At 43.1% G+C, this 19793-nt stretch carries 21 protein-coding genes and 2 pseudogenes; 17 read left to right on the top strand and 6 right to left on the bottom strand.

Annotation, left to right across the window (positions count from 1 at the left end; translation table 11 throughout):
• The 3 genes from RW092_RS03130 to RW092_RS03140 form a co-directional block, all read left to right on the top strand.
• A partial coding sequence (locus RW092_RS03130; protein WP_316009494.1) for a transposase occupies positions 1-558 on the top strand: 558 nt, incomplete at its 5' end.
• Positions 559-929: 371 nt separating this feature from the next.
• Positions 930-3170, top strand: coding sequence for an AAA family ATPase (locus RW092_RS03135; RefSeq protein ID WP_316009495.1), 2241 nt, complete (start codon positions 930-932; stop codon positions 3168-3170).
• On the top strand, positions 3170-4456 hold the full coding sequence (locus RW092_RS03140; protein ID WP_023554867.1) for an McrC family protein: 1287 nt from the start codon (positions 3170-3172) through the stop codon (positions 4454-4456). Before RW092_RS03135 ends, RW092_RS03140 begins: the two co-directional genes overlap by 1 nt.
• A gap of 364 nt (positions 4457-4820) precedes the next feature.
• Here RW092_RS03140 and RW092_RS03145 read toward each other — a convergent pair whose 3' ends face one another.
• From RW092_RS03145 to RW092_RS03155, 3 genes are read right to left on the bottom strand one after another with little or no spacing between them, the layout of a single operon-like run.
• Positions 4821-5762, bottom strand: coding sequence for a tyrosine-type recombinase/integrase (locus RW092_RS03145; RefSeq protein ID WP_316009496.1), 942 nt, complete (start codon positions 5760-5762; stop codon positions 4821-4823).
• On the bottom strand, positions 5759-6886 hold the full coding sequence (locus RW092_RS03150; RefSeq protein ID WP_316009497.1) for a tyrosine-type recombinase/integrase: 1128 nt from the start codon (positions 6884-6886) through the stop codon (positions 5759-5761). Before RW092_RS03150 ends, RW092_RS03145 begins: the two co-directional genes overlap by 4 nt.
• Positions 6887-6896: 10 nt before the next feature.
• Entirely contained in the window at positions 6897-8414 is a 1518-nt protein-coding gene (locus tag RW092_RS03155) for a tyrosine-type recombinase/integrase (RefSeq protein ID WP_316009498.1), read from the bottom strand.
• A gap of 75 nt (positions 8415-8489) precedes the next feature.
• On the opposite strand from RW092_RS03155, the gene RW092_RS03160 reads away from it, so the two are divergent.
• The 4 genes and pseudogenes from RW092_RS03160 to RW092_RS03175 all read left to right on the top strand — a co-directional run.
• Complete coding sequence (locus RW092_RS03160) at positions 8490-8663, top strand: hypothetical protein (RefSeq protein ID WP_157268719.1); 174 nt, start codon at positions 8490-8492, stop codon at positions 8661-8663.
• A 178-nt stretch (positions 8664-8841) separates the two neighbouring features.
• Positions 8842-9447 carry a hypothetical protein gene (locus tag RW092_RS03165; RefSeq protein WP_316009499.1) on the top strand — a complete coding sequence of 202 codons (606 nt, stop codon included), beginning with the start codon at positions 8842-8844 and terminating at the stop codon, positions 9445-9447.
• 270 nt (positions 9448-9717) lie between these two features.
• The gene (locus RW092_RS03170) at positions 9718-11361 is read left to right on the top strand and encodes a recombinase family protein (protein WP_410055505.1); all 1644 of its coding nucleotides are present in this window, start codon (positions 9718-9720) and stop codon (positions 11359-11361) included.
• A pseudogene (locus RW092_RS03175) lies at positions 11315-11596 on the top strand (sigma factor); the annotation flags it as partial. The gene RW092_RS03170 and the pseudogene RW092_RS03175, both read left to right, overlap by 47 nt.
• A 7-nt stretch (positions 11597-11603) precedes the next feature.
• Here RW092_RS03175 and RW092_RS03180 read toward each other — a convergent pair.
• The 3 genes from RW092_RS03180 to RW092_RS03190 form a co-directional block, all read right to left on the bottom strand.
• The gene (locus RW092_RS03180) at positions 11604-13136 is read right to left on the bottom strand and encodes a recombinase family protein (RefSeq protein WP_316009500.1); all 1533 of its coding nucleotides are present in this window, start codon (positions 13134-13136) and stop codon (positions 11604-11606) included.
• Positions 13137-13958: 822 nt separating this feature from the next.
• Positions 13959-14180: a helix-turn-helix domain-containing protein gene (locus RW092_RS03185; protein ID WP_316009501.1), complete on the bottom strand. Its 222-nt coding sequence runs from the start codon at positions 14178-14180 to the stop codon at positions 13959-13961.
• A gap of 271 nt (positions 14181-14451) precedes the next feature.
• On the bottom strand, positions 14452-14805 hold the full coding sequence (locus tag RW092_RS03190; protein ID WP_316009502.1) for a helix-turn-helix domain-containing protein: 354 nt from the start codon (positions 14803-14805) through the stop codon (positions 14452-14454).
• A 143-nt stretch (positions 14806-14948) separates the two neighbouring features.
• Here RW092_RS03190 and RW092_RS03195 point away from each other — a divergent pair, with 143 nt between their 5' ends.
• The 10 genes and pseudogenes from RW092_RS03195 to RW092_RS03240 form a co-directional block, all read left to right on the top strand.
• The gene (locus tag RW092_RS03195) at positions 14949-15179 is read left to right on the top strand and encodes a helix-turn-helix transcriptional regulator (protein WP_316009503.1); all 231 of its coding nucleotides are present in this window, start codon (positions 14949-14951) and stop codon (positions 15177-15179) included.
• A complete protein-coding gene (locus tag RW092_RS03200; RefSeq protein ID WP_316009504.1) occupies positions 15151-15954 on the top strand; it encodes a phage antirepressor KilAC domain-containing protein in 804 nt (267 codons plus the stop codon). The genes RW092_RS03195 and RW092_RS03200 overlap by 29 nt, the downstream gene beginning before the upstream one ends.
• A gap of 70 nt (positions 15955-16024) precedes the next feature.
• Entirely contained in the window at positions 16025-16183 is a 159-nt protein-coding gene (locus RW092_RS03205; RefSeq protein WP_316009505.1) for a hypothetical protein, read from the top strand.
• A gap of 101 nt (positions 16184-16284) precedes the next feature.
• Complete coding sequence (locus RW092_RS03210; RefSeq protein WP_316009506.1) at positions 16285-16536, top strand: hypothetical protein; 252 nt, start codon at positions 16285-16287, stop codon at positions 16534-16536.
• 220 nt (positions 16537-16756) lie between these two features.
• The gene (locus RW092_RS03215; RefSeq protein WP_316009507.1) at positions 16757-16930 is read left to right on the top strand and encodes a hypothetical protein; all 174 of its coding nucleotides are present in this window, start codon (positions 16757-16759) and stop codon (positions 16928-16930) included.
• A 30-nt stretch (positions 16931-16960) separates the two neighbouring features.
• The gene (locus RW092_RS03220; RefSeq protein ID WP_316009508.1) at positions 16961-17836 is read left to right on the top strand and encodes a YqaJ viral recombinase family nuclease; all 876 of its coding nucleotides are present in this window, start codon (positions 16961-16963) and stop codon (positions 17834-17836) included.
• Positions 17837-17838: 2 nt separating this feature from the next.
• Positions 17839-18717 carry a recombination protein RecT gene (recT, locus tag RW092_RS03225; protein WP_316009509.1) on the top strand — a complete coding sequence of 293 codons (879 nt, stop codon included), beginning with the start codon at positions 17839-17841 and terminating at the stop codon, positions 18715-18717.
• Positions 18718-18804: 87 nt separating this feature from the next.
• Positions 18805-19248: a hypothetical protein gene (locus tag RW092_RS03230; RefSeq protein ID WP_316009510.1), complete on the top strand. Its 444-nt coding sequence runs from the start codon at positions 18805-18807 to the stop codon at positions 19246-19248.
• Positions 19245-19409 carry a hypothetical protein gene (locus RW092_RS03235; RefSeq protein WP_316009511.1) on the top strand — a complete coding sequence of 55 codons (165 nt, stop codon included), beginning with the start codon at positions 19245-19247 and terminating at the stop codon, positions 19407-19409. The genes RW092_RS03230 and RW092_RS03235 overlap by 4 nt, the downstream gene beginning before the upstream one ends.
• Before the next feature lie 189 nt (positions 19410-19598).
• A pseudogene (locus tag RW092_RS03240) lies at positions 19599-19793 on the top strand (hypothetical protein); the annotation flags it as partial.

Genomic DNA, 19793 nt, shown 5'->3' on the forward strand with positions numbered 1-19793 from the left:
GCCAAACAGGTCGTTTCCGGCAATCGAATCATCGCAGATCGGATCGTCAGTTTCTTTGACCCGGAAGCAAGACCGATTAAGAAAGGTAAGCTGGCCAAAGGAACTGAGTTCGGCTACAAGGTGCGAATCGACGAGACGGAAAGCGGCTTTGTGACCGGCTACGCTGTCTACGAGGGGAACCCCTCGGATGATGAACTGCTCGTTCCCGCTGTACAGGCGCATATCAAGCAATTCGGCAAAGCGCCGCAAGCTGTAGCGACCGACCGCGGTTTCTCAAGCAAGAAGAACGAAACGGCCATTACCGAACTTGGTGTGAAGCGAGCTAGCTTGCCGCGAAAGGGCAAAAAAGGCATTGCCCGATCCGAGTACGAAAACGAATTATGGTTCAAAGACTTGCAGCGTTACCGTGCAGCTGGAGAAGCGAAGATTAGTCTTCTCAAGCGGAAGTACGGTTTGAACCGCAGCAGGTATCGGGGCTTTGTCGGCTCAAAATGCTGGGTCGGCTTCGGGATTCTGACCCACAACCTGCAAAGAGCGGCAAAAATGCTCCAAAACTAACATGGAAACCGATCATTAGGGAAAGTTCCCCCTCACAACCCAGCCAGCAACCCGAAACTATTTTTGAAAATCGACTTTTTCAGGAGCAACTAGCTAGCTAACTATTTGGTGGAACGCGGGATCGAGTTTCAGTCGAATAGTGAAGGGCCAATCATCCTGATCGGCTTCTGCACAGCGCTGATGCAGCTATTGAACTTATATCCGCATGAGATTTATCATCATTTCAATAAATGAAATCGAGGAGATCCAATATGAGCAAAGTATATTTCGGCAAGTTTGACAGTAGAAGACCGCATCAAATCCAAGAGAAGTATTACGCCGCCGGCGCCAAGGAGAGTACCTGGTACGGAGGGATCGAACCGGGGGATTTCGTGTTTGTGGTGACCAATGCCAACGTAATTGCGTTATGGAAAGTGAGGGAATATGGGCATAAGGTAAATCCTATTAATCCGTCGGATACAGGTGTTGTTTTTTTCGAAGAAATCAAGCGGTTTCCGCATCCTGTACCCGTCGTGCAATTTATTAAAAGTCCATATTTCAATTTGGATCTCAACTTGCTTAATAAAATTAACAAAGCTACTCCAGGTCACGGTTTCTTTCCCATTGAGACAACCTCGGCGTTTCCCATGGAAAACTGGGATCAGCTTTCTTTTACATCGGTTCGTCGTTATTACGTCACACTAAGTTCTCAACTCCCGCCAGTTGCAGAAAACGACATCATGGTTGTAATCGACAATCTCGTAACATCAAGAATAGTCGGGATATTGGAATGGAAGAATGGACAATCCCAACCTTATGCCAGTTTGCAGAAACTGTACGAGGACAAAAATTCCGTCAATGAACGGTATACATTGCTACAGTTGCTTGAATTTGCCGAAGAGGAAGCGCCGATTAAACGTAACTATTTGAAAAGCGTCCTGAATGAATTGGAAAAGCAAGGTTATTTTGTAGTGGATAATCCTATTCGCCTTTATGACAACGTCTTGGTTGGCCGCCGCAAGACACCGATCAGCAAACCGAATATGGAAGTTGGAACTGATGGGAAAACGCCAATCACGCATGCGTTAGAATCTTCGGATGTCGAGGACGCGCCGGAATTGTTTGAACAATACCGTGCGTATGCTGAGTTGCTGGATTTCAACCCCAATTTGATTTTATACGGACCGCCGGGAACAGGGAAGACGTTCGCTACGAAGAACATCATTGAAGCGTTTGAGTATACATTCCGTAAACGATATATCCCGTTCGTCCAAGTTGAACGGGAAGAACGGGTACGTTTCATCACTTTCCACCAGTCCTACTCGTATGAGGAATTTATTGAGGGCATTCGCCCCCAATTGGAAGAAGACATGAAGCAAGACGAAGCAGGTGGTGAGATTCGGTACCGTGTGGAGCCTGGCGTTCTGAAAAAGATGGTGGAAGACGCGTCAGCACAAATTATCAAAGCGGAATCTGAGTCCTCCGGTATTTCGGGAGCCGAGTTCATACATTCGGGATCCCGGGTCTGGAAAGTATCGCTCGGCCGCCGCAACAGCGATCACATTTACAACCAATGTAAAGCGGGCAAACAAATAGCGGTCGATTTTCTCGATCACATCGACCTTACAGACAAATCATATGACGAAATTTATTCCTTGCTTGAGAATGAGCGGGATGATGGGGCTCAAAAGCCTACAATGGATGCCAATACGCTAGATACTCTCATTAACCAAATGGAACGAGGTGATATCGTATTTGTCTATGATGGCCCTCGGACGATTCGGGATATTGGTGTGATAACAGGGGATTATGCTTACAGAAAGGGACATGTGGCGCCACATGTCCGGCCGGTTGCGTGGTTGAAAGAATTTACGGACCCCGCGGATATTTACGATATGAACGGCGGAGTAAGTCTTACTCTCAAAACGATTTACGAGCTTCCCCGAATTCAAATGTCCGACGTTCAGAAATTGATCGGTATTTCCAACGATATAAATAAAACGGTTAAGACACAGCAGCATCAGCAAAAACCATACTATTTGATCATCGATGAAATCAACCGAGGTAACATCTCTAAAATCTTTGGCGAACTGATAACATTGATTGAAAAGGACAAAAGGCAAACGGTCAGCACGATCTTGCCCTATTCCAAAAAGCCTTTCTCGTTGCCTAGGAACCTGTATATTATCGGTACGATGAATACTTCCGATCGATCGATCGCGATGCTGGATACCGCGCTAAGAAGACGGTTCGTATTCGCGGAAATGGAACCAGATTATGCGGTTTTCGAACAAAATACAGCAAAAGTGGGCTCGGTGGAACTCGCAAGTCTTTTGCGCAGCCTTAACGAAAAAATATCGGAGAAGCTGGATCGAGACCATCGGATCGGCCACGCCTATTTGATGGATGTTTTAACGATCGATGATCTTTTTAAGAGCTGGTATTATAAAATTTTGCCATTAATCGCTGAATACTTCTACAACGATGTCGCTGCTATTCAGTCGGTTGTTGGAACCAAGTTCTTCGAGAAATCCGGAAGCATGCGGTTCTTAAGCACGCAGCCTTCCGATAAAGATACGGTTTCCGACTTCGAGAAGGCCTTGTTGACCCTCTATAAAGGAATAGAAGACTGATGCCGAAACTCATCACCGTCTTTGAAGACAGGTATTCGTTGGAACCAATCTCGAATGAACATAGGATGGAATTATCTTCGTTGGAGTCCATTTGGGGAAGGCAAAATATTAGCTTCAGTGTAGATAACCGAGTGCTGCTAAGGAAGTATGTTGGATTTATCGCCACTCCTTCCTTGCAGCTACAGATTCTGCCCAAACTTTATGAAGATGCGGCATCCGCTGAAGACTTCGAAGAGGAAAAACGTTCGTCCGTTCGGATGCTGTTCCGTTTGCTGGCATCTAGCGGGTTCCTTTCAGTCAAAGATATTCCGGAACCTCAACTTATAGCGGCTATGAACGGAGATTTGCTGGAGATTTTCATTCACATTTTCATTAAGAGGTTCTTGGAACTCTTTCAGAAGCAAATTCATCGTCAATATGAAGATTTTGAGGGCAACCTGGCCTTCATTAGAGGAAGGATCCTTTTTCAGCGGCAGTTGCTCAGGAATGGGGGATTTAAGCATAAGCATTATGTTAGTTATCAGGAATTCACGGAAGACAATCTGCTTAACCAAATCATTAAAGCCACAATGATTTCACTTAGAACATTGACGAAAAACGAGGAAAACAAAACTAGTTTGAGCCATGCGCTTTTGCTTTTAGAGGATATTTGTCCCATCCGGCTTACCGAATCGATGTTCCAAAGAGTACGATTCAATCGGTTAAACGAAGACTATCGGCCGGTGTTTGAACTCGCTAAGATGTTTTACCTTAACCGTCAACCTGGGGTCCATGCGGGCGACGAGCGTACCTTTACCTTTTTGATCCCATTGAATCAATTATTTGAGTTCTCGTTATATCAATGGTTGGATAAGGGGTTATCTTCGGATGATTGGGTGGTCCGTTATCAGACGCCACAACGTTACTTGGATGCTGAAAAAGAGGTTTTTCTGCTCAGACCCGATATTACAATCGCATGCAGCCGAGCAGGATCAGACACGCCAATCGAAATGATTGTAGATGCGAAATATAAAAATCCCATTTCTGAAGAGAATACTCGACTTTCGGAGTCGGATGTTTACCAAATGTTGGCCTACGCAGTCCGTTATCAATGCAATCGGTTGTTTCTGGTATACCCAGTTTTCCGTGCGAATAAATATTTCCAGAATCCGCTAGCAACCTATTTGATACATAACGGAAATCAGGAGATCCGGATATCAGCTCTTCATATTGACATTGCTTCCGAAGACCTGGATCAAATACAAAAAGAGTTCATAAAGTTAATATGCCATTTTTTTGAGAGTTAAGAAGGGAGCATGAAATGAAAGTTCCGGAAGAGGCTAGTCCTTATGAGATACGAGAACTAGCCGAGCAACAGTGACCTTTGCTATTATTGATTTCAAAGCACATCCACTATATAATAAATTTGTTCCTTCTATCGCTTCTGTTCCCAACGGAAGCCTAATGAGTGGCCATCCTCTGGCCCAAATCATGTCCTCGCGGGACAGTTGATTGATACCATTTCCTCGAGCCAGGTGCTTTCGGTATCCAATTCCCTTTATGGTGATTAATTACAACACGGGAGTAGTCTGTCCTTGTGTACTATAATTGTTCAAATAATGAACCCGAATGAAGCATTTTTTCTTTGCTTTCTTCGGGTTCTTTTTGTTGTTATTGAAGAAGATCGGAACACGCGTCATTCAGCAGCTTCGCAGCGTCAACTGGAGGAACATATCGCAAAGTTGTTGATAACTGCTTATGGCGTAGTTGTCGTTTTATAGCGATAATGTCAATCCCACTGCTCTGCATCAAGTATGCCGTTGTATGTCGAAAACTATGGGCAGTGACTGTCTTTTGTATGCCGGCCTCTAGGCAAAGATTCTTGATGATTCGGTTTAATGCTGCTTTTGTTAGTGGTCGATTGTTTTCAAAGAAAACCTCGGAATGTCCGGAATTCCGCCATTCTTCTACAACCGGATGATGCAAATAACGCTCCAACTCAACAACGAGGGAATCGGGCATATAAACGACTTCGGAGGAGGTTTTCTGCCCTTTGTTCACCAGAATAACCTTGCGCTCAAAATCAATCTGTTCGTACGATAGCTGTATAATCTCCCTGTTTCGAAGAGCGGTCGTTGACATTAGCAATATGAGGATGTAGAACTTCCGGACAAATGGATCGGCTTTAAGCGCTGCTTGAAATAATCGTTGACATTCACCAATGGAGAGGGAACGATCTATTATTCGGCGTTCATAATACGGATTCGGATAGTTTTTCATGGGGTTATTTTTAATCATCCCAAGACCGTGGAGTAACGTGAAGAAGTGTTTCAGGTAAACAATGTTATTGAAAATGGTATTCTTTGATGCCTGAAAATTTTGCTTCAGGAACTGAATATAACCATCAATGCAATCAGCATCAATAGGTCGATAGGTCTCAGATTCCGTGTCGTAGTAAAATTTGTCGAAATCCAATTCTCCCTCAAAGTCTAAGCTCAGATATTGTTCAAATTTCATGAATTGGCGACTATAAGCGTAAATTGCAGAATCCTTGAGATGGGTATGTTTTTTCCAGTTGGCATAGTAAGGGGAATCCAATAACAAACGTTTCATTTGTTCTCCAACCTTTCTCTAATTTTTTGAATAATCTCTTGGGCAAATGGGTGTTTGTTAATGGCGTCACGAAGTTGATCATCGAAAAGCCGCAAGTACTTCATCGTGCTGTCGATCGACTCGTGACCTAGAAGTTTTGAGAGGGTGTATATATCGATCCCTGCTTCAAGGCCTTGAACGGCAAAAGAATGACGAAAAGAGTGAGGACCTAAACGATCTTTGTCTTCCTCTTTTATCGACCGAGACTCGCGAATAATACGTTTCATAAATTGCTGAATGGCTCTAGATGTGATGGGTTTATCCCCGGCAGTGCTTGAAAAGATATAGAGCCTTTGATAATCGGAATCTGGCATCACCTCGCGAGCGCGACTGTATTTTTTCTCTATAAAATCTGTGAGCATCATTAAGGCGAGCTCGTTGATTTTTCGGACTTTCTTGGTATTCTCAGCCCCTTTGGGTGTTACCTTGATTGTTTGAGTATCAGGAGTGATATCACCGATTCTTAGATGGCAGAGCTCGTTTATGCGAATTCCACTCCCAAGGAAAGTCCAGATAATTGCAGTGTAAAGGCTATCGTGGTTACGAGATTGAGCGATCTGCAAGATTTCCGCGATCTGCACTTTAGTAAAGGCTTTTGGTGCGTCATCGTTTGACCATCGAACGCGTAGTATAGTCTTCAAGTCCCCGAGATCCTGATGACCAAAGAATATTTTGTATGTGGTCTTTATGAAGGTTCGAAGAAAGGAAGACTTCTTGGCTTTTGTATTAGGATCCTCATTAAGCTTAATATAGTCGGACAAGAATTCGCCGTTTGATACCTTTTCAAACTGCGGATCGTTGCCAAACTTTTCCTTCACATGTTGCTGGAAAAGTTTCATCTCTGACCGATACGTTGTTTGCGTGGTCCGGCTAAGTCCAGAAAACTTGCTGCTTTGATAGAAAGCATCAACGGCTTCGAGAAATGAAACGTTCCGCACTGCCGGGGGCATATTAGGTTTTGGCTGTGTCTGGACAGGCAAGGTTTCCATAACTTGCCGCATTTTCTCTGGACCATAAAGACATAACAGCTGATTCAGTTGTTCTTTAAGTTCGGTATACTTTGTATCGTTGATTACTTTAGGCATGGGAACCTCCTCAGTAATTGATTTTGTTTACAGCACTTGTTAATTGATTGGGGCTCCGGTGGACGTATCGTGCAGTATTTTCTGGCCGATCATGCCTTGCCAAGTACATAAGCAATTGTGACGGGCAATCTGTACGTTCCGACAACCTGCTGATGAAAGTGTGCCTCAGTAAATGGGGCCCCCCTGGATATTTCCATCCCGAGACAAAAGAATAAAGTTTGTACTGTGCCCTTAATTTGCGAATAGTTGATTGGCTGTTGTTTCCAAACAGATGGACATCTTGACCTTTGTTGACAACAAGCTTTTGAAAGTAATTCTGTAGCGGATCAGGTAAGGGTAGAATGGCCGATTTCTCGTTTTTTCCGAAGACAGAGATGGTTCTATTCTCGACATTGATATCCTGATAGCGAATGTTAGCAACTTCATGAATTCGCAAACCGAGACAAAGCATCAACCCAAAGGCTGCCAGTTCCAATGTGGGATGATCAGAATAGAGTTGGATATTATGAAAAAAACACTGGAGCTCAGCATCTGTTGGTAACTCGCGATAATAGTATCTCTCGTACGGGATTCCTGTAACATCCATTGTTATGTCTTTAGCAAGCCAGCCCAATTTATAGAGGTTAGCCAGAAGGAATCGGATATCGTAAAAACAATTGCTAACCGTTTGCTTGATATAGATCCCTTTCTTTTCTAAACGGAGTAAATATTGCTTGAATTCGAGTAGATGCTCCTCAGTAACTAATGACAATGGTAATTCATCGCATGAAGTGCTCTGGAACTGAACGTATGTTTTATTCAACCAGTTTAAAAATAGGGCGTAACTGATTTTATATTTACCGTTAACGCTTTTTTCCTTGACTCCTGAACGGTGTAAATCTTTAATATGCGCAGTGATAGCGGGATGATTTATATCTTGAGTCCTCTTTTTTGTAGAAATACCGTTTGTTGATTTCTTTAATTCGAACCCATTAGAGATTAATTTTCGAGCTATTGCTAGAATCATGTCACGTTGAACGAAATTGTAGGAAGAATGCTCAATGAATTTAATAAGTGCATCTTTATTTGCCAATTCTTTGTTTTGAATGGATCTAGCATCAAGCCCATAACGGGTTTTAAAAAAATCAATGAGCTCTAGTGCGTATTCCATCAAAGAAAAGTAACTGGTGGATTTGATCGACTTTTTATTATCAAGGTAATCCAGTAGCACGGGGGCAAAGATTTTGCCTTGAATCTGGGTTGAAAAGATCCATTCATTTAATGCAAGAGAACCACTTTCTGGTGAACATATCTCGACGTCCTCTTCAGGCCAACGAAATGCATACATGGTATTCAAGAACGTGAGCACCTTCTCCCAACTAAGACTCTTAATATCATGATTGCCAGTTGGGGCGGTTTGTAAACATTCTTGCGAAGTAGAGTTCTCATAAGAAGCATTCTCTGAAGTAGTTTTCGCATTTTGCTTCCAATGACATGAATTCATGAATCCCAAAATATCGATATCTCTAATATTCTGAACGTTATCCATCTACATCTCTCCCTCAGATTCTGTTTCATCGACCGTTCAGACCGCAGTTTTTGCTTAGAAAGGAGGTGGGGCCCGATGGTCCACATCATTGATGTAAAGGTATCATTTGCTTTGACTTCTGTCCCGGTTGCTCCACATTTGGAGCAAAAACACGTTGATTTTCGGGTTGTGCGAGGATTTTGGTCGAAAGAAACAAGAATCTGCTCCATATATGGAGAGATGATGATGGATGCCTTGATACGGGATTAAGCTGATGGAGGGTAAAGCTTAGGTTGAAGGTAGATCTTCTTCAACTGGCTTTCCAATTCATCAAGGATGAAATAGATGAAATCACTTATATCAGCAGGCATGATCAAGACTGGTATGAGGTTAGCAACTAGCAGCTACTGACCCACTAACTTTCGGAATTCTGCTGCGGAAGCTCTCCTTGCCTAATCGTCGAAGAGCATTGATTCAGGCTTTTGCTTTAAGGACAGTGGAGCTAAGAACACTCTTGCTGGGGGATTTTTCGGATTCTTCTTCAACGATTTCTGACCTATATCATCCAGTGAAATATAGAAGAAGATTTACCAATGAGCTGTTAGCCCAATTTGGCATCATCCACCGCGTACCTTTTGATTGGGTTTATAAGGATGGGTCTGTTGTAGAGCGATGGAACTTCAAAAATTATGATTTTAGTGGGATAGCTTTAACTCATATGAAAGACATAATCCCGTTATTGAGAATGGCTGAAGGCCGAAATAGAAATGTGAATGGATATGCCATCCAGGCAAGCACGGATCAAGAATGTTATATCCGTTTGGAATCACGAGCGGATGTGATCGTCGTTGATCTTTATCAAGCTAACTTATTGTGTTTGGACCAACTCATGTCCGGGCTAAAGTCGACGTCCTTCAAATGGTCTGGCTTCATTACCCAATCCGTTGTGCCTGGGTACCGGTACTGGACATTCATTGGGGCGGATCATGAATCGGCTATTGTTCGAATCATGGAATCGGAGTTCAAGTATATCCAAAACGACATGCGATTGTGATAGGACAAACCGCAGACGGAATAAGGTGTATTGAGGTGAAAAGTATGGAGCGAATGCCGACAATCAAAATCGTATATGTGCCTCATACTTTATGTAGTGATTCAGTTCAAGTCTCAAACACCTTATCCGCTGCAGAGGCCAAAAATGCCGTTATCGATTACATCCTAAAGCGTTTGATCTTGAAACCGACTGAATAAGCCGGTTTTTTTGTTTCTCTCTTTGTCCATACTGGAAAGTGATAGTGATAAGAAAGGAGAAGAGCGAACCTCCATGTATACGGCCATATATCCAAGGGTTTCTACAGGCATGCAAGCATCAGAGGGCACAAGCCTTGATGCACAAATTGAGATTTGCATGCGGAAAGCGAAAGACTTGGGAATTCCCGAATCCATGATCAAAGTTTATCGCGAAGAAGGATTCACAGGTGAAGATATCGATCGGCCCGCCATGAATGAATTCAGACAAGATGTTGCGCAAGGGCTGGTCCGTCGCTTGATTGTTACCCATCCCGATCGATTGACAAGGGACTTAACCGATAAATTAATCCTCTGCCGAGAGCTGGAGCGGAACCAGGTTGAATTGGTGTTCGTGGACACGGAATACCGGAATACGCCGGAAGGGCAGCTTTTTTTCAACCTGATGAGTTCCATAGCACAATACGAGTTGTCTTTAATCAAGAAGCGGACGGTACGCGGAAGACTTAAAGCGGTGGAAAAAGATAAGAAGATCATGCCCATGCGTGTGGCTCCCTATGGATATGACCTTCATGAAAATACTTTGATTATCAATGAGCAGGAAGCCGAATTTGTCCGGAAGATATACCACTGGTATGTTCATGAGAACTATACGCTTCGTGAAATCGGGGATCGACTCTATTCCTTAGGGGCGGTACCCAAACGGGGGGAAAGCAGGAACTGGAGCGCCAGTTCTATTCGAAGGGTCCTTACTTCAGAGGTATACATCGGCAAATTCTATTACAATCGTAGAGAAACCCGGAAGATTCGCGGGGAGAAAACCAAGAACGGTACACCGAAAAAAACATATTCCTTTCGCGAGGAGAAGGATTGGATCGAGGTTACCGTGCCAAGTATCATTGACCCGAATCTGTTCGAATTAGCCCAGGTGCAGAAAGAGAAAAACATGAAACGGTCAGGGAATGTAAAATATGAGTATTTGTTAAAATCCATGATCCGGTGTGGGCATTGCGGCAGAATGTGGCAAGCAACTACTTATACAGGCCGAGTAAATAAAGAAACGGGAGAAAAGATCCGTTATACCTGCTACAGGTGTCCGAACCTATTCCCGAAGAAGTACGGTGAAGGAGTTGAGAAGTGCCCGACTCAAACGTTACGCGCCGATATGCTGGACCATTACGTCTGGAAGCTGATCTTGGAGACATTGTCGGATCCCGATGATTATATGGAAAGACTGCAAAACAAATCGAATGAGATTAACCTGGAACTTCAATCCGCCGCGGACCACATCAAACGTCAACTGGAGCAGAAGGAGAAGGAAAAGGAAAAAATCAAAATCATGTTCAAGCGGGAGGTCATCGATGAGCAGGAGATGCTCACAGAAATGCAAAAAATCAATGCCGGACTGAGGACGCTGGAGCAGGAGCTTGCGGGGTACGAAAAGCAGCTGTCTGAACAAGCGGAGAAGGAAATATCGGCCAATCGGATTGCCGAGGTCTCCAAGGCTGTCCGAAACTTTATCGAGAGCGCCGGTGGTGAGCTTACCCTTGAGGAAAAGCGCCATATTGTAGAGATGTTGGTTGATGAAATCATTATCCGATACGACGGGAACGAAGTACAGATTACTGCAGTCGGAGCACTAGATGAGTTAAAACGCCAACAATTTATTCAGCATGAAGTCGACATCGTTTCGTGTTCACAACCTCAAGAAATTCGATAACACCGGCGAGGATTTGGAGGACTTGATCTCGATCGGGACGATTGGTCTGATTAAGGCGATCGAGAGCTTCCGGCCGAATAAAGGGACGAAGCTCGCAACCTTTGCGGCCCGCTGTATCGAGAACGAAATCCTGATGCATTTGCGTTCGCTTAAGAAAACACGCAAGGATGTCTCTTTGCATGATCCAATCGGAACCGACAAGGAAGGGAATGAATTAACACCAATAGGTTATCTGTAAATGATCACAACTTAGGGAACAACTCAATATTAAAATCATCGTTTCGCTGGTGCTTCTCTTTGCGATACTCAACCTTCACCAAAATGGATTTGAGTAGCGCATTTTTTTTAGCTGGATCTTTAGACCGTTCATAAAGTCTAATCACATTCTGCACCATCGGTATGATGTTGTTCTGTTGCTTCTCTCGTGTCATTGCATCATGGAGTTCTGCGCGCGCGCGTTCGATAGCACGCCGATTTTCTTCCATACGTGCAGCTAGGTTTTGGGAACGCTCCAAATAAATCTCATCTGAATAAATTCCCCGCTCCAAAAAGTCATGTAGGCGCCCGCGTTGGACCTCAAGCTCGGACATTTCCTTTTCCAACGCAGCCACTGCCATCTGTTTCAATTCAACCTCTCGATCCGATTTATCCTCTCGCTTATGTTTGCTGAGTTCTAATTTGTACGTCCGAAGCCATTCCTTCAAACCAGATATAACCGCTTTCTCGACATACTCAAATTTTGAGCTCCGGCAATCACAATCTTTGTTGTAACACATCAAGTGTGCCGGTTGCGTGGTGTATGGTCGATAAATCATCGAGTACTTACATTTCGCACAACGTACTAAACCGGCTAATGGGTTCGTAATACCGTTTTCTAATTGATAAGGTACATGATACTTACCCTTTAAAATTTCCTGTGCCTTTTCCCATGTTTCTTGGCTTATCAGTGGTTCGTGTTTTCCCTTTACGTCCAATACTTCGGCTTTGGATCTACTTTTTACAACACGGCCCGTGGCAGTTTTTTTGTATTCTTTCTTTTTCCATTGTAGACGACCGATATATACTTTATTTTTTAGTATCGCAAGCACGGATGAATCCGTCCAAGGAATGCCTGTATAGCTTTTGAATCCCATCTCGTTAAGCTGGTTTGCAATTTTTGACGCACCCATACGTTCGTTTGGATCATCGTGCGTATACCATTCATAAATCATTTGCACAATTTTACTTTGTTCTGGATGTGGAACTAACCAACGCGATTTTCCCTCTTTGCGGATCTCATAACCATAAGGTGGGCGTGTTCCGATATAGTTCCCCGCTTCTACTGATTGAGTGCGGCCGCGCTGCATGCGCCGTGTGATGATCTTTAGCTCCTGGCGTGCGAATAAAGTTTGGATTTCTGTCATAAGTTCGTCAGATTCGTCTTTGAGGTCATACGTCTTGGTAGGAGTAATGATCTTTGTGTCGGTCTCCCTAAAGGCATTGAGGATTAACCCTTGTTCCTGCATGTTACCGCGGCCCAACCGGTCGATATCCATGCACAATACCGCGGTGTACTCCCCGCGTTCGACCTCTTTCAGCAGCTCCGTCATCTCTGGACGATGTAGCAAACTCTCACCGGATACGATCTCTTCCCGGATCCGGACGATATTAAGGCCCTTCTCCTTGGCAAACTTGAGCAGGGCCTTTTTATGTTTGGCTAACGTTTCACCTTCGCCGCGTGCTTCAGCTTCTATGTCCGTGCGCGATTTCCGTAAGTATATAGCGGTCCGTTCCATGCCTATAATTGTTACAACGCCTTTCCTTGTTAATTTAAATTTGCTTACAAGGCAAATTAATTTGATTAGATATCAATATACTCATTGTTCGATCTATTATATCTATAAACGATAAATCCGGTTATAAAATTAGATACCCAAACTTCAAACAAAGTGAGAATTATTCTCGCCACTACATAAGCTAAAATTCCTTTCCACCAGAATAAAAAGCAGCCTCCAATAAGTAATAATGATAATATCAAAGTACCTAATTGTTCTATTTGTTTGCTTTTTGAACCATTGTTATACTTACCAAATGAATGAATAACCCCAAAAATCACACTTATTAGTAATACTATCTTCCATAATGTTGTTGGAGTATAGAAATTATTTAGTAAATCTAATGAAATGGCGATTAAATATGTTTGCATTATATATATAAAAAAATAAATAATTGCATGACGAAAAAAATGATACGATTTCGTTGATGGTAAGGTTGTATTGAGAAAAAAAGATGTTACAACCCCAAGAATAATCAATGTAAAAAAGTTAGGTCCGTACGAATAAATAAATATGTATTGAACTAAAGATGCCACTAAAAAATAAAACATGAACTTAATAAAGTTGTTTATCATTATATTCTCCAATATTATCATCCCCATCGGCTGGGGGACTTGCTATATAATCATGTCACTCTTTGTATTATATTACATAATATTTCCCGGTATTTCCATGGATAAATTGGAAAGATAATGTTACATTTAACATGCGAGGGAATAACAGCGCTGTTTATGTTCTCTACCTAGAGTACTTACCTCCAGGTCGTGAGTAGTATTTAGCTACTCAAGCCTTACTGTCCAAAGGAAACTCGTAAAGATCGTCTATATGACACCCAATGGCTGCAGCAATTGTTTTTGCCGTCCCAATCGTCATGACTTTGCGATTATTTACATAGTCTGATATTTGGGTCTTATTGATTCCGGTTTTTTCGCATAGCCATTGTTGATTTTTGTTGATTTCTTTGAGTCTTTGTGACAGAAGGCAACGACCAGGTTTGTACCCCATGATCATGCCTCGCATATTAAATTTTGTTGTTGAAACAGAACGTTTGTTCGCTTATTATAGATAATACAAACATGCGCGAACAGGAGTTGTTGCTAATGTCGAATGAAGATATCGAAATATTTGTTTTCATCATTCAGACGAGCAGGATCCAACTCATTAACTTACAGCAAGAAGTTTCATCAGCAAATATCCATGAGTTAGACTATGCGATCCAAAAGATCATCAATCTAATGGATTAAGTCTGTTCTGGTTCGCCCGGGAGGACCAGAAACTACTTATTCTTCTCTTGTAAAGTTTTGATCATATCTTCAACTAATTTCCTTTCATGTTCTGGCAAGTTAATAATCATATCCGCTAATTTTAGTTTTTCCTCAAGAATTAATTTTTCTTTTAAATCATTATCAATTACGCCAGCAATTTCTAATAGTTTAGGGTATGGATAATTGTATGCTTTCGAAATTAGTTTTAATGTTTCTGGTGTTGCTTTAGCCGGATTTCCCGATCTCAAATCAACGCCTTTTTCTAATATCCGCAAATAGGTGTGGCTTATGCCTATTTTTTCTGCTGCTTCTCGTAGTGATTCCTTACCTCGTAATTCTTTTAACAACTTCCCCAACTCAGACATTATATACCACCTTTTTTAGACTAAATTCAGCCTGTAATACTTACTTTACACCACGTAAAACGAAAACAAAATAAAAGTCTAGTAAATCTTAGTTGACATAATCGTTTAACATGTGTTACATTTGTGCCAAGGAGGTGTTACACATGTTGTACAACAGGGTTAAAGAGGTTCGTAAGGAACGAGGTATGTCTGTTGCGGAGTTGGCTAGACGTTCCAAGACATCCAGACAAACAATCTATAAAATTGAAGATAAAAATGCTGTTCCTAACGGATTGTCTATGCTCTTGATTTGCGAAGCTCTAGGTAAAGAACCAAAAGAAATTTTTTTTACCAAATCTGTTACACATGTTGAACAAAACGAAAAATCCGCGTAAAGGAGAGATGATTATGAATCAACTTCAATCGTTTTTGTATGGAGCTCACCAAGTGAGAACGGTTTTTATGGATGATCAACCATGGTTTATTGCAAAGGATATTTGCGATGTACTTGAGATTTCCAACAGTAGGGATGCGCTTAATAGGCTCGATCAGGATGAAAAGGGTGTAGTTTTAACCGACACCCTTGGCGGAAAGCAAGAAATGTCAGCAGTGAATGAACCCGGCCTTTATTCATTGATCTTAAGCAGCCGCAAACCAGAAGCAAAACAATTTAAACGCTGGATCACTCACGAAGTAATCCCGAGCATCCGCAAACACGGTGCATATATGACGCCAGAAACGCTTGAACAAACGATGCAAGATCCTGATTTCCTTATCGGCATCTTAAACGGTCTAAAGAAGGAACAGGAAGCACGCAAGAAACTGGAGCAAAAAGTTCTCGAAGATCGCCCGAAGGTTTTCTTTGCGGAAGCTCTCCAAATCTCTGAGGATTCCATCCTTGTAGCTGATCTAGCCAAGCTTTTACGTCAAAAAGGATTTGAAGTAGGAGAACACCGATTGTTCAGAATGCTTCGTGAAGATGGATACCTGATCAAGTCCGGATCTGAATACAACATGCCCACGCAAAAATCGATGGAATTAGGACTCTTTGAAATCAAAATTGGTCACCGTGGCAGTTCAGATGGAACGATCAAAATTACACGCACACCAAAAGTAACCGGCAAAGGACAAGCCTATTTCATCAATAAGTATCTTAAGCCAGCAAGCTAAGGAGGTGCTTCACTCCATGGAAGTAGTCCACTCAAACCTAGCGCATAAGCTACATCGAGGTGATAACTCGATGGTGGTCCAAGAATATGTATTTGGAAAGTCCAAAGTAAAGATGAACAACGCCTATGTAAGTAAGACACCAGAGCAACAAGAACAAACGGACCGCGAAATTGCGCTGGCGGCGTGGGCGATCATCGACGAATTGCTGGAGAGAGGGGAAGCGGTCTAATCCTCTCTTAATGGACAAGCACAAGATATAGCACCTAAAAGTACATTTTACACTATATGTATGATATTTGCGCAATCTCACATATAAAGGGAGTGTTAAAAATGGCAAAAAGGAAAGAAGAAATCGAAAACCGCATTATTACACCAGTGATCCCGCTGCGGCGCCCAAATATCGAGCAACCATCAAGATTGGTAACAACCCGCTGTGAGAGTGGATCGTGCCGGGGACGCATCGACACCTATAACGACGATTACATCATTGTTGACGACATGCTGTTCTGTAGCGATCAATGCGTAACTGACTTCTATATTAGTGCGGCAGGAGGGCGGCGAGTATATGGCGGAGCTTGTTGAGTACCTGGTATTAACCGAATGCGGCAGACGGTTTGCTTGGTCCGCGTTGGGATATGACCAACTTTTTCGGGACATGCGTGAACGCAACTACACCGTAACTTTTGTAATGCCACTCAAGGAATACGAAGCGCGAGAAAGTGAGTTGAACCACGTAGCATGAAGCTAGAAACTGTTGACGACATCCTGCGCTATTACGGAGGTGATAAGGAGGGTAAAAAGGATGAATCCAAACTATCGAAAGACAAGCCTGGAACTGCTCAAAATCTCAAAGCAAAGAGGCACACTGGATAAGATGAAGCGGGTTTACGTGGCTTATCTAGTACGTGAACACAAAAAGGCAAAAGCTGCGGAGGAAACCGCAGCTCGGGAAAGGCTTTTTCAAAATTATTCGTAACTATTATAACGCGAAAGGAGCGATTGGACAATGCAAGCACTTAGATTAGTCGAAACCGAAGATATGACGCATGACGAATGGCTTGAATGGAGACGCAAAGGGATTGGTGGTTCTGATGTTGCTGCGATTTGCGGATTAAGTCGCTATAAATCAGCGTTGGAGGTTTACCTGGACAAGATCGGGGAGATTCCACCGAAAGAGGATAATCCCAAAATGAAGGCAGGACGCATTCTTGAACCAGTTATCGCAGATTGGTTTACCGAAGAAACAGGAATCCGTGTACAAAAGCAAAACTGCATCTTTCAAAGTAAGGAATATCCTTTCATGCTGGCTAACATTGACCGTTGGGTAATCGGCGAAAATGCCGGGCTAGAGATCAAGAACACCAGCGAATATAACCGCAATGACTGGTTTGACGGACAAACCGAAGTGATTCCTACTGAATATCAACTTCAGGCAAACCACTATATGGCGGTGCTTGGTGCAGAAAGATGGTATGTCGCGGTTTTAATCGGTGGATGGGATTTTCAGTGGAGAGTGATTGAACGAGATGACCACCTTATCGCAAATCTTATTACGATCGAACAATCCTTTTGGCAGCACAACGTATTAGGCCGTAATCTACCACAAGTAACCGCACAAGATACGGACCTGTTAAACAAAATGTACCCCACTAGCAAGGGGACGACTTTGGAAATCAGCGAAATTTATTACGATCTGATCAAAACTCTGTTGGACACTAAAAAGGGGTTGAAACAAGCCGAGGAAGCCCACGAGGACGCCAAGAACAAGGTGAAAAAACTAATGGGCGAAAACGAATTAGCCTTGTGGCAAGGAGAAAAATTATGCACTTGGAAAACGAACTCTCGCGGAAGTCGAGTATTTAAAATCATTGGAGGTATTTAATCATGGCAAAATTAGCTACAGACCAAACCGCATTATCTGAAAAATTAGCTAGTAAGGCAGTATCCGGACCGTCCAAAGGAAAGACAATTAATGATCTTTTTGAACAAATGAAACCGGCTATAGCTCAAGCGATCCCAAAACATCTTACCCCTGATCGGCTGCTTAGAATTGCCACAACAAGCATCCGAACCAATCCTAAATTGAAAGTATGTACCCCAGAAAGTTTGCTAGGCGCTGTGATGCAATGCGCACAGTTGGGACTTGAACCTTCCATTCTTGGACATGCCTATTTGATCCCATATAAAAACAATAATAAGGAAACCGGGCAATACGTTTATGAATGCCAGTTCCAGATCGGTTACAAGGGCTTGATCGAGCTGGCAAGACGCACCGGACAGATCAGCAGCATTATGGCGCAAGCCGTATACGAAAAGGACATTTTTGAGTACGAATACGGCATCAACGAGAAGTTGAGACACGTACCGGCTGACGGCGACCGCGGCCCCGTGGTGAAATACTATGCTTACGCCAAATTCAAAGACGGCGGATATTCGTTCTTGGTCATGAGCCGCCGAGACATCGAGATCCATCGGGATAAGTTCAGTAAGTCGAAGAATTACGGTCCGTGGGTTGACCACTTTGACGAAATGGCGAAGAAAACAGTCCTTAAGGCGCTCATGAAGTATATGCCGATTAGTGTGGAATTCCAACGAGCCGTTGATCAGGACGAAACGACAAAGCATTTTGACCCGGAAGCCAAAGACATGAGCGAAGTAATTGACGTAACTGATTGGTCTGAAACGCCAGAAAATGCACCGGAAACAGAACTGGACAAGGTTCTTGATAACTTTGATCCGAATCAGGCCACGATGGATATCTGATAACAAGCCACTCACACAGCCTCACAGAACGTCACAACACGTTAACCAAGTTTTAGGATAGATAAACTATGTTAAGGAGGACTAAACATGTTAGGAAAAGCCAGTGAGATTAAAACAGCATTGGTAGATTCGCGGGAATTAAATGATTGGCTACACGAACATTCTGAAGTGAACATAATCAGCATTCAATTTTCGATGGCAGGAACAACTGTGACGGGTGTGCTACCCAGCGCCCTGATCATCTACAAAGAACCCGTAGAAACACCAATCAAACCACGCGAATCTGTACAGTGGTTTGCGGAAGTGATGGAGAACAAACTCCGCGAAAACGACCATAAAGGCGGATGGGATAACGAGAACATCTATTGGTTATGGGAACGCTTGAGAGATGAAGCGAGTGAACTATTAGTCGCAGTAGATGCTACCAGGGATTTGTATGCAGACCCACTCAACATAGTTTTAGAAGCCGCAGACGTTGCTAACTTTGCAATGATGATCGCAGATAAGGCACGTAAGGAGGCTAAACAATGACACCAGAACAAATCAAACGCTTAATCGACACATATCACCGCGCACCAGTAGACGGATCAAGCAGCACATTTTGGGACGGAGAAGGCAAAGAAGCATACCAGGACGGATTTATGACAGCGCTGGATTTGCTCGGAGTTAAGATTGAGGATATTAATGCGTAAGGAGGCACAATCCCATGAATGAGCGGAAACAAGAGATAAGGGAGAAGCAGGAAAGGATTACAAATTCAATTCTCGAAAATGGCCCAGACAAGTTTCTAAAAACACTTACCCGGACTGAATACATTACCTGTTTCCTATCCGTAGTAGAAAGGCTACAGGAAGAAAACAAGGCTATGAAAGAAGCGCTGGGTGTACCAACGATACCGGTTTTACACGCAGCAGCTCCATCGGGAGTGGGGGCTGATTCAGGATCCTGATGCGAAGGCTGCGGTTGATTATCGGTATTTGCAGGGGTATTCGGCAAAGGAAACCCTTCTCTTTTTCCGGCGCAGCATGAGCGACAGCACGGTTCGCCGGCGGATTGAGGAGGGGGAAGTTAGTATC

Origin of the sequence: Paenibacillus sp. 3LSP (assembly GCF_032465655.1) — a bacterium.
Classification (GTDB): Bacteria; Bacillota; Bacilli; order Paenibacillales; family Paenibacillaceae; genus Fontibacillus; species Fontibacillus barengoltzii.